The 14,026-nt window shown below is 39.8% G+C and carries 14 protein-coding genes; 2 read left to right on the plus strand and 12 right to left on the minus strand.

From position 1 onward, the window contains the following. Positions 1-20: 20 nt before the first annotated feature. The 3 genes from FAR12_RS13750 to FAR12_RS13760 all read right to left on the minus strand — a co-directional run bounded on the left by FAR12_RS13750 (position 21) and on the right by FAR12_RS13760 (position 3,312). A complete protein-coding gene (locus FAR12_RS13750) occupies positions 21-1,169 on the minus strand; it encodes an acyl-CoA dehydrogenase family protein (RefSeq protein WP_126409238.1) in 1,149 nt (382 codons plus the stop codon). 166 nt (positions 1,170-1,335) lie between these two features. Then, the gene (locus tag FAR12_RS13755; RefSeq protein ID WP_126409239.1) at positions 1,336-2,112 is read right to left on the minus strand and encodes an enoyl-CoA hydratase/isomerase family protein; all 777 of its coding nucleotides are present in this window, start codon (positions 2,110-2,112) and stop codon (positions 1,336-1,338) included. Positions 2,113-2,241: 129 nt separating this feature from the next. Beyond that, positions 2,242-3,312, minus strand: coding sequence for an AbrB family transcriptional regulator (locus FAR12_RS13760; protein WP_246010396.1), 1,071 nt, complete (start codon positions 3,310-3,312; stop codon positions 2,242-2,244). Positions 3,313-3,550: 238 nt separating this feature from the next. Between FAR12_RS13760 and FAR12_RS13765 the strand changes: the two genes are divergently transcribed. Then, positions 3,551-4,804, plus strand: coding sequence for an ATP-binding protein (locus FAR12_RS13765; RefSeq protein ID WP_126409240.1), 1,254 nt, complete (start codon positions 3,551-3,553; stop codon positions 4,802-4,804). A 26-nt stretch (positions 4,805-4,830) separates the two neighbouring features. Here the strand turns inward: FAR12_RS13765 and FAR12_RS13770 are convergent, their stop codons facing one another. The 4 genes from FAR12_RS13770 to FAR12_RS13785 form a co-directional block, all read right to left on the minus strand. Beyond that, on the minus strand, positions 4,831-5,388 hold the full coding sequence (locus FAR12_RS13770) for a nucleoside/nucleotide kinase family protein (RefSeq protein WP_126409241.1): 558 nt from the start codon (positions 5,386-5,388) through the stop codon (positions 4,831-4,833). Between the two features lie 221 nt (positions 5,389-5,609). Continuing rightward, the gene (gene tatA, locus FAR12_RS13775; protein ID WP_126409242.1) at positions 5,610-5,801 is read right to left on the minus strand and encodes a twin-arginine translocase TatA/TatE family subunit; all 192 of its coding nucleotides are present in this window, start codon (positions 5,799-5,801) and stop codon (positions 5,610-5,612) included. 12 nt (positions 5,802-5,813) lie between these two features. Further along, positions 5,814-7,529, minus strand: coding sequence for a GMC family oxidoreductase (locus FAR12_RS13780; RefSeq protein WP_126409243.1), 1,716 nt, complete (start codon positions 7,527-7,529; stop codon positions 5,814-5,816). A gap of 18 nt (positions 7,530-7,547) precedes the next feature. Then, entirely contained in the window at positions 7,548-8,300 is a 753-nt protein-coding gene (locus FAR12_RS13785; protein WP_126409244.1) for a gluconate 2-dehydrogenase subunit 3 family protein, read from the minus strand. Between the two features lie 110 nt (positions 8,301-8,410). Between FAR12_RS13785 and FAR12_RS13790 the strand changes: the two genes are divergently transcribed. Further along, a complete protein-coding gene (locus FAR12_RS13790) occupies positions 8,411-9,133 on the plus strand; it encodes a hypothetical protein (protein ID WP_126409245.1) in 723 nt (240 codons plus the stop codon). Positions 9,134-9,174: 41 nt separating this feature from the next. On the opposite strand, the gene FAR12_RS13795 is transcribed toward FAR12_RS13790, so the two are convergent. From FAR12_RS13795 to accC, 5 genes are read right to left on the minus strand one after another with little or no spacing between them, the layout of a single operon-like run. Next, a complete protein-coding gene (locus FAR12_RS13795) occupies positions 9,175-10,695 on the minus strand; it encodes an acyl-CoA carboxylase subunit beta (RefSeq protein WP_170972212.1) in 1,521 nt (506 codons plus the stop codon). A gap of 33 nt (positions 10,696-10,728) precedes the next feature. Next, on the minus strand, positions 10,729-11,508 hold the full coding sequence (locus FAR12_RS13800) for an enoyl-CoA hydratase (RefSeq protein WP_126409247.1): 780 nt from the start codon (positions 11,506-11,508) through the stop codon (positions 10,729-10,731). Positions 11,509-11,524: 16 nt separating this feature from the next. Beyond that, a complete protein-coding gene (locus tag FAR12_RS13805) occupies positions 11,525-12,433 on the minus strand; it encodes a hydroxymethylglutaryl-CoA lyase (RefSeq protein ID WP_126409248.1) in 909 nt (302 codons plus the stop codon). A gap of 22 nt (positions 12,434-12,455) precedes the next feature. Then, the gene (locus FAR12_RS13810) at positions 12,456-12,668 is read right to left on the minus strand and encodes an acetyl-CoA carboxylase biotin carboxyl carrier protein subunit (protein WP_126409249.1); all 213 of its coding nucleotides are present in this window, start codon (positions 12,666-12,668) and stop codon (positions 12,456-12,458) included. A gap of 11 nt (positions 12,669-12,679) precedes the next feature. Beyond that, the gene (gene accC / locus FAR12_RS13815) at positions 12,680-14,020 is read right to left on the minus strand and encodes an acetyl-CoA carboxylase biotin carboxylase subunit (RefSeq protein ID WP_126409250.1); all 1,341 of its coding nucleotides are present in this window, start codon (positions 14,018-14,020) and stop codon (positions 12,680-12,682) included. Positions 14,021-14,026 lie beyond the last annotated feature (6 nt).

Genomic DNA, 14,026 nt, shown 5'->3' on the forward strand with positions numbered 1-14,026 from the left:
TTTCCTCCTATTAATTGTTGTTATTTTTTTCTCTGGCTAAATCTCATTCCGAATACATCCTCCGCAATCTTGTTCTTCATCATTTCAGGTGTACCGCCAGCAATCATCCAGCCTCTAACTCTTCTAAAAATATATTCAAGTGGGTAATCGGTTGAATATCCGTACCCTCCAAAGATCTGTACAGCTTCATTGGCAACTTCAAATGCCGTCGTATTGATATAAGCTTTTGCCATAGAGGACTCTAACGGACTAGGTGCTCCTTTATCTGCATTCGTTGCAGCGCGATAAAGCAACAATCTTCCTGCATCCAATTTCATTTTCATTTCTGCTACTTTCCATTGAATCCCCTGAAACTCCGCTAATGGCCTGCCAAACTGCTGTCTTTCTTTCGCATGTTCAACAGCCATATCAAATGCAGCTTGAGCAAGTGCTAATGAACGAGCGGTATTCCCCATTCTTTCAATGTTGAACATCGTAAAGAGTCTTCTAAATCCATCTTCAGGTACAAGGATATTGCCGATCGGCACTTCGCAATCTTCGAAATACAAGGCGCAATGCTCCTCACCAGACATATGTGTTTCTGTTTTCCCAACTATGAATCCTGGAGAATCTCTTTCTACTAAAATCGCTCCAGAAGTTTTCACTCCTTCTCCAAATCGAACCCATACGACGTAATAGGAATTATGTGGACCATGTGTATTGAATACTTTAGTCCCATTAATGATGACCTTATCTCCTTCGATACGAGCTCGTGTGCTAAGATCGGTTACAGCTGATCCAGCATTCGGTTCAGACATTGCAACAGAAATTAATTTCTCCCCTGATAAAATAGATGGCAAAATACGTTGCTTTAATTCTTTGCTTCCATAAGCGGATAATTGTCTAATCGCACCAAAGTTCCCAACCTGAAACATATCTGCAGTGTTTGGACACACCTTTGCAATTTCCTCCATGACAATAATGGCATCTATTAATGGCAGTCCTTGCCCACCATCTTCCTCAGGAAGGGTCATCCCCATTAATCCGTGTGCTGCTAAAATTTTTGCATTCTCCCAAGGAACTTTCCCATTTTTCACCCATGTATATGCTTTTTCTGAGAATTTTTCTTTTGCAAAGCTTCTCGCCCACTTTTGCAATTCTTGTTGGTCATCTGTAAAATTGAAATCCATTCTTAATTTCCCCTTTCAATGTTTCTACGAATTTATTATTCCTTCTCGTCTTTATTCCTTGCATAAACCGTGCCAATTTACAAACTTCCAATTTTCTTTTACGCTATAAGTTTCCTTGAAAACTTCGTGTTGCATTTTTGAACAGTTGCGTTCTTATTGTTTACATTTATTCACCTTTAAACAGTGCTTCTCTTTTTTCCAAGAATGCCGATACTCCCTCAAGCTTATCATCCGTACTAAATAAAATAGATTGCGCAAACTTTTCCAACATTAAAGCTGTTTTTAAATCAACATCGAATCCTTGATTGATGACCATTTTGGCTAATTTTAGTGCGATTGGTCCCTTTTTAATAATTTTTTCAGCCATGCTTTCGACAACGGCCCACAATTCTTCTTTCGGAACAGCAGATGAGACCAATCCGATTTGCTCTGCTTTCTTTGCCGAAATAATTTCACCGGTAAGAATCATTTCCATTGCTCGACCCTTCCCAATAATTCTTGCCAGTCTTTGCGTCCCCCCGGCTCCTGGAATAATCGATAGATTTAGTTCAGGAAGCCCTATTTTGGCATGTTCAGCTGCGATACGAATATCACAAGCTAAAGCCAACTCGCATCCTCCTCCTAAAGCAAATCCATTTATGGCGGCAATGGTCACTTTGCTACTATTTTCGATCCGTTGTGCAACGCCCTGATTACCAGGTAATAATGCATCTAAGGGTTTTCTATCTTTGAGCTGTCTGATATCTGCTCCGGCAGCAAAGGATTTGTCTCCATCACCAGTCAGTACAATTACGTTCACTTCGTCATTCTCTTCCCAAAGGTCAAAAACATGAGTGATTTCCTGTAAGGTTTTTGCATCAAGAGCATTTCTTACCTCTGGTCTATTAATTTTAATGACACCTAATCTACTATCTGTATACACTTTCACATTTTCGTAAGTCATCTTTATCCTCCTAAATTTATTTTCCTCATTTCCATGCATTTTTTGTGCCATAAAAAAAAGACAGAAATCCTTATTTTGGATTCCTGTCTTTTTTATAATGGGTTCTTGCACATGATATGTTGATGATTTCTAAACTTCTATTTTGTGAGGTTCTAAACCTTTTTTTCGATATAAATGATGAATAAAAATTCTAAGGATAGGGGGAACAACAAAAAAGATAAAAAACAACCTAAACAACTGATATCCTGCCACGATGGAAAGATCAGCATGAATCTCTGCAGCAATTATCCCCATTTGATCCATTCCTCCTGGAGCCAAACTAAGAGCACTTGTGGAGAATGATATATGTTTCATATGTGCAAAGAGCCAACTCAATCCCCAGGATCCTAACAGAAGCAAAACTCCTGAACTAATTGCCACCCCAACCATTTTTAATTTATGTTCAATTTCTTCAAAGTGAATTAATAAACCAATATACGACCCGATCATTAATTGGGATACATCTAGTACACTAGATGGAAGTGATGGACCTTGAAATCCTACTAATCCAACGATTGCAGTACCAAAAATAGGACCAACTAAGTATGGGGTTGGGAATTTAAACTTCTTCGCAAGTATAATAGATAATAGAACAACAGGTATGAAAACCAATATATTTGGGAACAAATCAACTAAAGTAATTGTTGGAGAATGGATCACCATTGATGCATTAGTGGAGCCATTCTTAACCAATGGACTGAATACTAACAAAGGTACAAAAATAATAATCAAGATCAACCTCGATACCTGTAGAAATGTCACAATTGAAAGATTGACTCCTTTAATTTCTTCTCCTAAAAGAAGCATCTGTGACAGTCCCCCCGGAATACTTCCAATCAGTACAGATGGATAGTCCAATCCAGTTATTTTGGAAATTAGATAAGCTAAAGCAACGCAAAAGCCGATAATGAAAATCGTTGCTAGGAATATGGATGGGAGCTGAATCAGTATTAATCTTAACGCATCCTTAGTAAACGATAAACCAATAGAATAACCTACAATGACAATGGCAATATCTCGCATTCTCCTAGGCCAGTATAATTTTAGTCCCATCCTCGAAGCGATAAGAACCGAGACCATAGAACCAAGTAACCATGGAATCGGAAGATGGATAAAGTTTGCGATCAGCGCTCCCGCTATCGCAATGACTAAAGTCCTCAATATCAATATGAGTATCTGAATATGAAATTTTTTTATTTCAATCAAAAGATAGTTCACCTCTTTTACAATTCCAAGTATATGGCAAATACACACTTGTTACCACCTAAATATCTCCGAGGTAAAAATTCCCACCGCAAAATTTGTAGGATTTACAAATCCTTTGAAGGATTATATCTATTGTTGTAGAAATTAAGAAAATGGGAGAATAAATTGGGCGTTTTTAGGGGGATTCTGTGTCTTGCTAGAGAATATTGGTCACATACTATATCATGTTCTAATTGTCATCTTTCCTATTCTTGTATTCTATTTTTTAGCCATACTAAAAAATATCTATTCTAGTAAATCTCACAGAGGAAAGCTATTAGGAATGGTTATTATCATTCTCCTATTAACGATGTCCTTTCCAGTTAGTTATGTAAATGGGTTTGAGTATGATTTCAGGTTAATACCCATTATTGTCGCTTTCATGTATATCGGGATGATACCCGGAATCATCACTGTCATCATTATGTTGTTTTATTTGTATTACTTGGATGAAATCAACCTCTTAATATTATTTATCAACTATTCTATTATCACAGTTATTTTTTATTATCTTAGAAAAAAATTCAAACTACTTAGCTTGAAAAAAAAGCTTCTTTCCATTAGTGCCGTCTATTGGCTTATAACGTTAACTAGAAGTATTACGATGATTAAAAGAGAGCAACTTGACTACATTCTAACGGTTTTTATTTTCTCTTTAATCACTTGGTTCACGTTAATGCTTGTCTTCCTTCTTATTGAAAATCTGAAACAACAATTATTTTTACAACGGGAGTTAAAACGTTCTGAAAAACTGAATGTAATTAGCCAGCTTGCTGCATCGGTTGCTCACGAGGTAAGAAATCCAATGACGACGATTAACGGTTTTTTACAGTTGATCAAGAGGGATGAAAATATTACCGATACACAACGGAATTATATCGATATTTCTTTGGGAGAATTGACTCGTGCTCAGGATATTATTAATGATTATCTATCTTTAGCAAGGCCGAATAACTCATCGTTTCAAATGGTCAACATTAGCGAAGAATTGACGAAAACAATCGAGCTTATGACTTCTTATACAAATCTCCAAAATATTGAAGTAGTTTCAAGAATTGAAGATAACCTCTATATAAATGGGAATACTGATGAAGTTAAACAGGTCTTTATTAATATCTTAAAAAATGGAATCGAGGCCATGGAGAGTAATGGAAAACTAGAAATACAGGCCTATGCCGCTAGCAAAAAAGTAATCATTAAAATTGCCGATAATGGTGAAGGCATGACCAAATCACAACTTTCTCGGATTGGTACACCCTTTTATTCCACAAAAGAAAAAGGAACTGGAATTGGCCTGACGATTTCCTTTCAAATTATTGAACAGTTAAAGGGGAAAATTAACATTAAAAGTGAATACGGGATGGGAACTACTTTTATTATTGAGTTGCCTTTTTATGAGGGGATGTAGTGTCGCATACGAAAAAGGATTGGGTTCTAGTTATCCAATCCTTTTTTCAGCTCTAGGTGATTCATAATAACATGGATAATGTCTCTTGCTGGTAATGTTCCATCAATGACTATATCTGCAGTAGGCTTTATTGTTTGTAGCATATGAAGATATGCCTGTCTCCCTCTAGAAATATAAATTTCCATATCTACTAAGATATCTTCCGTCGAGCCTTCACGAAAATCCCTGAGGATCCGGCGAGCCATAGCAATATCTAATGGGGTGTCTACAAAGACTGAAAAATCAATGAACTCCGTTACTAGAGAATGTTCATAAGAAAAAGGAAAATCTAACATAATGAAATCGAGAGGTTCAGCTAGTAACAGATTTAGATCCTTTAAAAGCGGTGCTAAATTCCATTCGTTCGGATTCCCTCCATTCTCAATCCAATCAACAATATCATCTGGACCTTTAAAATCATAGTCATCAAAAAAGAGAGTCCTTGAATTATCCAAGCTCTGAGCTAGCTGTTTTGTAATTGTTGTTTTCCCTCCACCAGAAATAGCTGCAATAGCGATAACAAGTGGTGACTTTCCGTTTATCATAAAAAACCTCCAATCATGATTCGTCTAAATAGTTACTTTCCTGTCTGAATTGGTGAAATACTTATATATTCTAGATGATTACGAACTTTAACTTGGGGATATTTTAACAATAACAAAATCCTCCTTTTAAAGGAATAATAAAAGACCAAACCGAATGATTTGGTCTACTTGTTATAGTCGTGCTTCTACTATATATTAAATAAAACTTGCTTAATACATATTTATAGTTGTTTTTCTTCAACCATTTCTATAACTTCCTCATCCTCATCAATAATAGAGGTAGCTGTTCGTTTAAACTCTGATAAGGTCTTTCCCACAGCAGAACCGATTTCCGGAAGCTTTTTCGGTCCAAACACGATCAACGCAATGATTAAAATAAGGATTAATCCAGGAATACCAATATTCGATAACATACTGACCACCTCTTAAGCTAAAATTCCACCTTTATCTCTATATGACAAAATCCCTTCAGCTGCTCGGTAAGCTAAAGCCCCAACCGTCCCAGTTGGATTATAGCCGCTATTATGAGGGAAGGCTGTCGCACCAACGACAAAGACATTTTCAGCATCCCACATTTGCATATAATTATTAACGGCCGATGCATCTGGGTCTGCTCCCATAATGACACCACCTGTATTATGAGTCGATTGATAAGTCGTGATATCATATGGACCTAGCTCTTCAAATGGGTCCACTAGATCAGCACCCATTTCTTTCATGATTTCAATACAGCGTTCATTTAAATACTTGGCTAGCTGCCGGTCCTGTTCTTCAAAATCAAAGGTAATCCGCACTAATGGGTCACCGAACTCATCCTTATAGGTTGGATCGAGATCAAGATAATGGTGCTTAAACGGCATACTAGCCCCTTGTCCCCCAACGGATAACATCCGATTAGCATATTTAACCGAATTTGCTTTAAACTCTTTTCCCCATGTAGGTGTTCCTTTTGGTACTTTGTTGTTAGATATCGGACGAAGTCCTGTTTGAGAAATAGCAATCGATCCGCCATGAATGAAATTTAGCTTCGTATGATCAAAATTATCGCCATTATAATCATCGAGCACCATGCCAAGTGCACCTGCACCAGCAAAAGTATTGAACTCTTCTTTTTCAAAAAAGCCTGTGGCACTCCCTTTTTGAACTTGATAAGCATAATTTTTCCCGATAACTCCAGTCCCAGAGTTAGGATTATACGGACGACCAATGCCTGATTGCAGCAATAATCTTACATTATTAAAAACATAGCTTGTGAGTACCACGATGTCCGCAGGCTGTTCAATTTCTTCGCCTGTTGTTGTGTCGATATACATAACTCCTGTTGCCTTGTTACCTGATTTCAACACCCGTCTCACATTCGAATGAGTACGTATTTCAAACTTTCCTGTCTTTTTCGCTACTGGAATTACCGTTACAACTGGGTCAGCTTTCGCTCCATATTCACAACCAAATCGCTCACAATACGCACAATATTGACAAGCCGCCCGCGAAACCCCGTCAGGATTTGTATACGCCTCTGATAGATTTCCAGAAGGACGATTATATGGATGGAGCTTTAAGTTTGTTGCTGCTTTACGGAATTTTTCCAGTGCCGGTGTTGTTTTCATCGGCGGAGTTGGATATGGGCTAGATCTTTTTGGCCCAAGGGGATTTTCTTCCCCGGAAATGCCGGCCATTTTTTCAAATTTATCAAAATAGGGCTCCAGTTCATCATAGGTAATACCCCAATCCTGAATCGTCATGTCCTTTGGAATCTTTTTTTCCCCATACCTTTCAATTGTTTTGCTACGAATCTCAAAATCGTAAGGAAGAAAACGATAGGTTTGCCCGTTCCAATGAACCCCTGATCCGCCTAAATTATCGCCCAATATAAAAGAACCATATTGGCGCATAGGAAGTGCTCGAAGCTTTTCATTGCCTCTGAACGTAATGGTCTCCTTCGAAAGATCCTGCATTAGCTCATATCTGAGAGCATAACGCAGTTCATCATGCACCATAAAGTAATCTTCCGTTTTTCGTTCTTTTCCTCTTTCTAATCCGACGCAATTTAGGCCTTGTTTCGTTAGCTCCGCAGCAATAATTCCGCCAGCCCAGCCAACACCAACAATGACCACATCTACTTTTGGTAATTTCTTCGCCACGCTCTTCACCCCATTCTATTAATGTCCTAAATGATCCTTAAGACTCTTTGGTGCAATTACCTTAAACTCTTGATCAATCACATCCGTATAGGCCATTTGACTACCTGGATAATTGCGCATTTTCCAGCCATCCATATTGCGATTTCCACTATATAACGGATCACTATAAGCCCCTTCTAATGTTGCGGTCCTCATCATATTAAAAAATCCACTAGGAGAAATCGTTGTAAGCTGAACCTTATCTTCGGCAAAATCCGTTAAAACCTCAATTTGCTGCTCCTCATCTAAGTCAATAAAGTTCTTTTCAAATTTTTTTAAACTATGATTTTGTAGTTCTCGAAGTCCAATATCAAAAATCTCACGTCGTCTAAGGCGACCTTGATACCCTTGAACTTTTTCACCTTTAAAAAATGGCGGTTGCATGTATTCCCTTGCATTAAACCCCCAGTCTCCACTTAATTGATGATCAATAAAATAAGCCACTCCTAAATCCTTTGCCCCTGGACCATTATCATCGGCTGGGAAAATTCGCTCTGTCGCTGCTTCGACCATTCGAAACTGTTGTTGTGTAAAAAACATGAGGGCAAGATTATAATTCTCAGCTTTTTGTTCGGTTTTAACTCCGTCTTTATCCGTTTTGTCCTTAAATGGGATTAAACTACCTAATGCACCACCTACTGCCAGTCCACCAATGGCGATCCCAGAATTCTTTAGAAATCTACGGCGAGTAAGAGATTCATTTTTTTCCTGTTGGTTAGCATTTTCAGCCATAAAATCCACCTCCTACATTTTACCGATAGATTGCCCCAAAAAAATCCATTCATACACAGAAATAATTTGGGCAAGATAACTTAAAATCTATTTTTTAGAGGTGGAAAAATATGAAAAAAGTTTGGAAAATAGCGGTTCCTTTAGGAGTCATATTGACCCTTTCGGCGTGCGCAGGACAGCAAAATGAAGTGGATGAAACTGTTCAAGCAGAAGAAGGACAGCATATCGACACTCACAGCCCTCATGCAACAAATGTTTATGACAAAAGCGTATCTACTGAAAATTTGAATGATGGCTTAATTATCCCAAGTGAAAATGGCGAAAAAAGACAAACTACCGATGAACACGGTGGAATGACTCATGGAGCCGGAACAGATGTCTATAGTATGATTGGAAGTTCCGGGTTACACGATGGAGGGATTTCTTCTCACCTAGAGTCAAGATTAGGTGGTGAAGGAATTAGCGGGATAAAGGTTTTTGTTTTAGATGACACGGTTATTCTTGCACGAGCAGCAGCTGAAACGACTTCGAATCAATATGATTCGATGCAGGACCATGTTCTTAACAGTGCCAACGGAATAACAAATCCTAATGGGAATAATCAGGACGCACCACAGGAGACAGCAGCTCCAGATGTGGATGACAATCTTGATAAAGCAAAAAATTACATGAACAAAGTTTTTAATGGTAATGTTCAAACCCTAACCGTTACCAATCCGAAAGCAGTGACGCTGATCGAAAAAATTAAAAATGATTTGAAGAAAGATAACGTTCCGTATGAGGCTGTTTCGCAGGATATTATTACACTTGTGAAGATGACGAGGGAGAAATAAGAAAAAACGCAGGAATTCCTGCGTTTTTCTTATGAGCCTCTCTATACCGGATATACCCCATGCTTCCGCTCAGTAAATACTTGATACTTGGATGTGTATATTTCCAGACGATTGGCAAGTTCATCACGAAGGCTGTTCGGTTCGACAATTCCATCAATAATCATTTCAGAGGCTAGACGATAAATATCGATGTCCTGGTCGTATTCTTGCCGCTTCTGCTGAATAAATGCCGGCCGTTCCTCTTCAGGAAGAGCCGCGATTTTATTGGCGTACACTGCATTCACGGCCGCTTCTGGTCCCATAACGGCAATTTTTGCTGAAGGCAAAGCTAAGCAGCAATCAGGTTCAAAGGCGGGACCTGCCATTGCATAAAGCCCAGCTCCATACGCTTTTCTGACGATAACCGAAATCTTCGGTACAGTTGCCTCACTCATCGCGGAAATCATTTTTGCCCCATGACGAATAATGCCGACACGCTCTACCTTGGTTCCGATCATGAAACCTGGAACATCTGTTAAAAACAAGAGCGGGATGTGGTAAGCATCACACAAAGTAATGAACTTCGCTGCTTTATCAGCCGAATCATGGAACAGGACCCCTCCTTTTACACGTGGCTGATTAGCAAGTATTCCAATCGACTGACCGTTCAATCGGGCAAAACCTGTGATCAACTCAGGGGCAAACAGTTTTTTAATTTCACAAAAAGAATCCTCATCGATGAGTCGATCAATTAATTCGTACATATTAAAAGGAGCATTCTGATTCTTTGGAAGCAACTCCTCAATTGATTTTTCAAATCGCTTAGGCGAAATAGACTTCACTACTTCTGGCTTTTCTTTATAATTCTGTGGAAAATACGTTAGATAGCGGCGGGCAAAAGTTAATGCCTCTTCTTCTGTTTTAACCAATACATCTCCACAGCCTGAGACTGAGCAATGCATTTTCGCGCCACCCATTTCTTCAAGTGTCACCTTTTCACCAATGACCATTTCCGCCATCCTTGGTGAACCGAGGTACATTGACGCATTTCCCTCAACCATCACGACAATATCGCAAAATGCTGGAATATAAGCACCACCCGCTGCAGATGGTCCAAATAGTAAGCATATTTGCGGAACCTTCCCGGATAGTTTTACTTGATTGTAAAAAATTCGCCCAGCCCCGCGCCTGCCTGGAAACATTTCGATTTGATCGGTAATTCGCGCACCTGCCGAATCGACTAAATACAGCATCGGGACCTGAAGTTTCTCTGCTGTCTCTTGAATTCGGATGATTTTCTCCACTGTGCGAGCTCCCCATGACCCTGCTTTAACTGTTGAATCATTGGCCATCACACAGACTGTGCGACCATGAATTTTCCCAATACCTGTGACCACGCCATCTGCTGGCAGTCCATCCTCCATACAGTTAGCAAAGAAGGCATCTTCTACTTTTAATCCTTCATCAAAAAGTAGTTCAAGGCGCTTGCGAACATATAGCTTACCTTTTTCCGCATTTTTTTCATGATATCCTTTTGCGCCGCCTTGTTTAATCTTTTCAACGAGTTCATGATATTGTTCCATTTTTTCTTCCCCCTGTGCTTGAACAGCCATCCATCATTCCCCCTTATATTGCGGTTTTCTTTTCTCTTTAAAAGCTGTTAATCCTTCGATACGATCTTTAGTAGGGATAGTCATGGCATAAGCCATCTGTTCAAGTTCTAGACCTGTTTGTAAATCAACTTCCATTCCTTTATTGATAGCAATTTTTGCTTGAGCTACAGCAATTGGACCATTATCGGCAATTCTATCGGCGATTTCCATCGCTTTTTGTAAAAGTTCCTCTTTCGGAACGACATATTCTACTAAGCCGATTTCCTTTGCCTCATATGCATCCACTCTCTGAGCTGTGAAAATTAGCTCCTTTGCCTTCCCTAAGCCGATGAGTCGAGGCAGACGTTGTGTACCACCTGCCCCTGGAATAATCGCTAACGACGTTTCAGTCAAGCCTACCTTTGCCGTTTCAGTAGCTATCCGAATATCACAGGCTAAAGCGAGTTCCAGCCCTCCCCCAAAGGCTACTCCATTAATAGCCGCAATCACTGGCATCGGGAGTTGTTCAACAGAATTGATGACTAGACGAATTAAGGCTACTGTCTGCTTTACTTCAATAGGAGTCATCCTAGCTCGTTCCTTTAAATCTGCCCCTGCACAAAATACTTTTTCACCAGAGCCTGTGAGGATGACAGTCCGAATCGAAGAGTTATACTTAAAATCTTCGATGAGTTCTCTAAATTCAGTGAGCATTTGCATCGAAAAAGCATTAGCTGCTTCAGGTCGATTCAATGTAATTGTGGCGATATTTTTTTCGATTTTTAGTAAAACAGTTGCCGACAAAATGGTGCCCACCTTTCTAATTCGAAATCTTGCTTCGTTCCGTCTGCATCGTATGACTTGGAAGCTCCTTTCCCATTTTTTCTTCTAAAAATCGTGCAGCCTGTATAAGCTTTTCTTTATTAATACCTGTTTCAATTCCCATACCCGCAAGCATATAATGCAGGTCATCAGTTGCAAGATTGCCAGATGCACCTGGTGCGTATGGACAACCTCCAAGCCCCCCTAATGCGCTATCAAAATTTGTAATTCCAAGATTCAGTGCAACGAGCACATTTGCCAGTGCCGTCCCTCTTGTATTATGAAAATGCATCGCGATTCTTTCTCGAGGGAATCGCTTCAATACTTCTGTTAAAACCTCTTCCACTTGCTTAGGATTGGCAACCCCGATCGTATCGCCTAAAGAAAGCTCCTCAATTCCATATGAAAATAACTGCTCAGAAACAGCCAGTACCGAATCGATAGAAACTTCCCCTTCATAAGGGCAACCAAATACAGTAGAAACATAGCCTCTCACTGATTTCCCTGCAACAATTCCCTCTTGTATGACAGGTTTTAGCACCGGATATGTGTCTGAAATGGATTTGTTAATGTTTTTCAGATTGTGAGTTTCAGAGGCAGACATAAACACAGCCACTTCATCTACATTGGCTTCCAATGCTCCTTCAAGACCTCTTTCATTAGGGACAAGCGCTGCATAAGTAATGTCGTTTTTTCGTTTAATCGATTTCGCTACTTGAACCGCGTCCGCTAATTGAGGAATCCACCTTGGATTCACAAAGGATGTAATTTCGATATAAGTTAACCCTGTTTCAGATAACATGTTGATCCATTCAATCTTATCTTCTGTCTGGATCATTTGCTTCTCATTTTGCAGCCCGTCACGTGGCCCAACTTCTTTAATCGTTACTTTCTTTTGAAGGTTCATCACTCACATTCCTTTCCAGGAATTATTCTAATATCACTAATTCATCTTCCTCGTTGACAAAGTCCCCTTCACTTACTTTAATCTCTTTCACGATACCACTTGCTTCCGCAGCAATCGGAATTTCCATTTTCATCGATTCTAAAATGACGACATCCTGTCCTTCGGTCACTTCGTCCCCTACATTCACGAGTATTTTCCATACACTACCTGCCATATTAGATTGAATATTTGCCATGATGATTCCTCCTATTTTTGAATATATTTTTCTATGAAATTAGTCGTCGTCTCTCCATTTTGATATGCCCTGTGAGCCACAACCTCCCGGAGCATCGGGATATTCGTTTTAATCCCTTCGATCTGGTATTGCTCCAAAGCCTCCGTTAAGCGTTGAATAGCTGCATCACGTGTCGGGGCAGACATTACTAACTTTCCAATCATTGGGTCATAAAATGGCGTAACCGTAGACGATTCATGTACTGCAAGCTCATGGCGAATCCCTTCACCTGTAGGGAGAGCAAATGCTGTGATTTTCCCTGGAGATGGAAGGAATGTCTTTGGATCTTCTGCGTAAATACGGACCTCAATCGCATGCCCTTCCAATTTTATTGCCTCCTGAGACCAGCGTAGCTTTTCCCCAACTGCCACTCGTAGTTGTTCCTCTACTAAATCAAGCCCCGTAATTTCTTCTGTTACTGGATGTTCAACTTGTAATCTGGTATTCATTTCTAAGAAGTAGAAGTTTTTCTCTTCATCTACTAAAAACTCAATCGTCCCGGCATTTTCATAGCCTATAGCTAAGGCAGCTTTCACCGCTGCTTCTCCCATATTCCTACGGGAGTCTTCATCTAAAAATGGTGAAGGGGCCTCCTCGACTACTTTTTGGTGACGACGCTGAATGGAGCATTCCCGCTCCCATAAGTACACACATTTACCAAACTTATCAGCCAATAATTGAATCTCAATATGTCGAGGATTTTCAATGAATTTCTCAATATACATTTCTCCATTACCGAAAAACATTTGCGCCCTTTTTTGGTTCCCCTCAAATGCTTTTAGTAATTCCTCATCGTTTTGCACAACTTGCATGCCAATTCCGCCACCACCGGCACTTGCCTTGAGCATCACGGGATAACCAATTTGCACTGCAGCCGCAATCGCCTCTCCCACATCAGCAACTGACGCTTCGGTACCTGGTACCACAGGGACACCCGCTTCCTTCATCGCATTTCTGGCTGCTACTTTACTACCCATTTTCTCAATCACTTCAGGGCTAGGACCAATAAACACAATGCCAGCTTCCCCACATTTTCGTGCAAACTCAGCATTTTCGCTTAAAAGTCCATAGCCAGGATGAATGGCTTCCGCACCTGCTGCTTTGGCTGTTTCAAGAATTTTTTCAATCTGTAAGTAGCTTTCATGAACACGAGGTTTTCCGATACAATAGGCTTCATCCGCCATGTATACATACGGAGCATCTGCATCTGCTTCGGAATAGATGGCTACTGTTTGAATTCCTATTTTTTTACATGTGCGGATAATACGTGCTGCAATTTCTCCACGATTAGCAATTAAAATTTTCGAAAACATAGACAC

It is taken from the genome of Bacillus yapensis, assembly GCF_005280205.1.
In the GTDB taxonomy this organism is placed as follows: domain Bacteria; phylum Bacillota; class Bacilli; order Bacillales; family Cytobacillaceae; genus Robertmurraya; species Robertmurraya yapensis.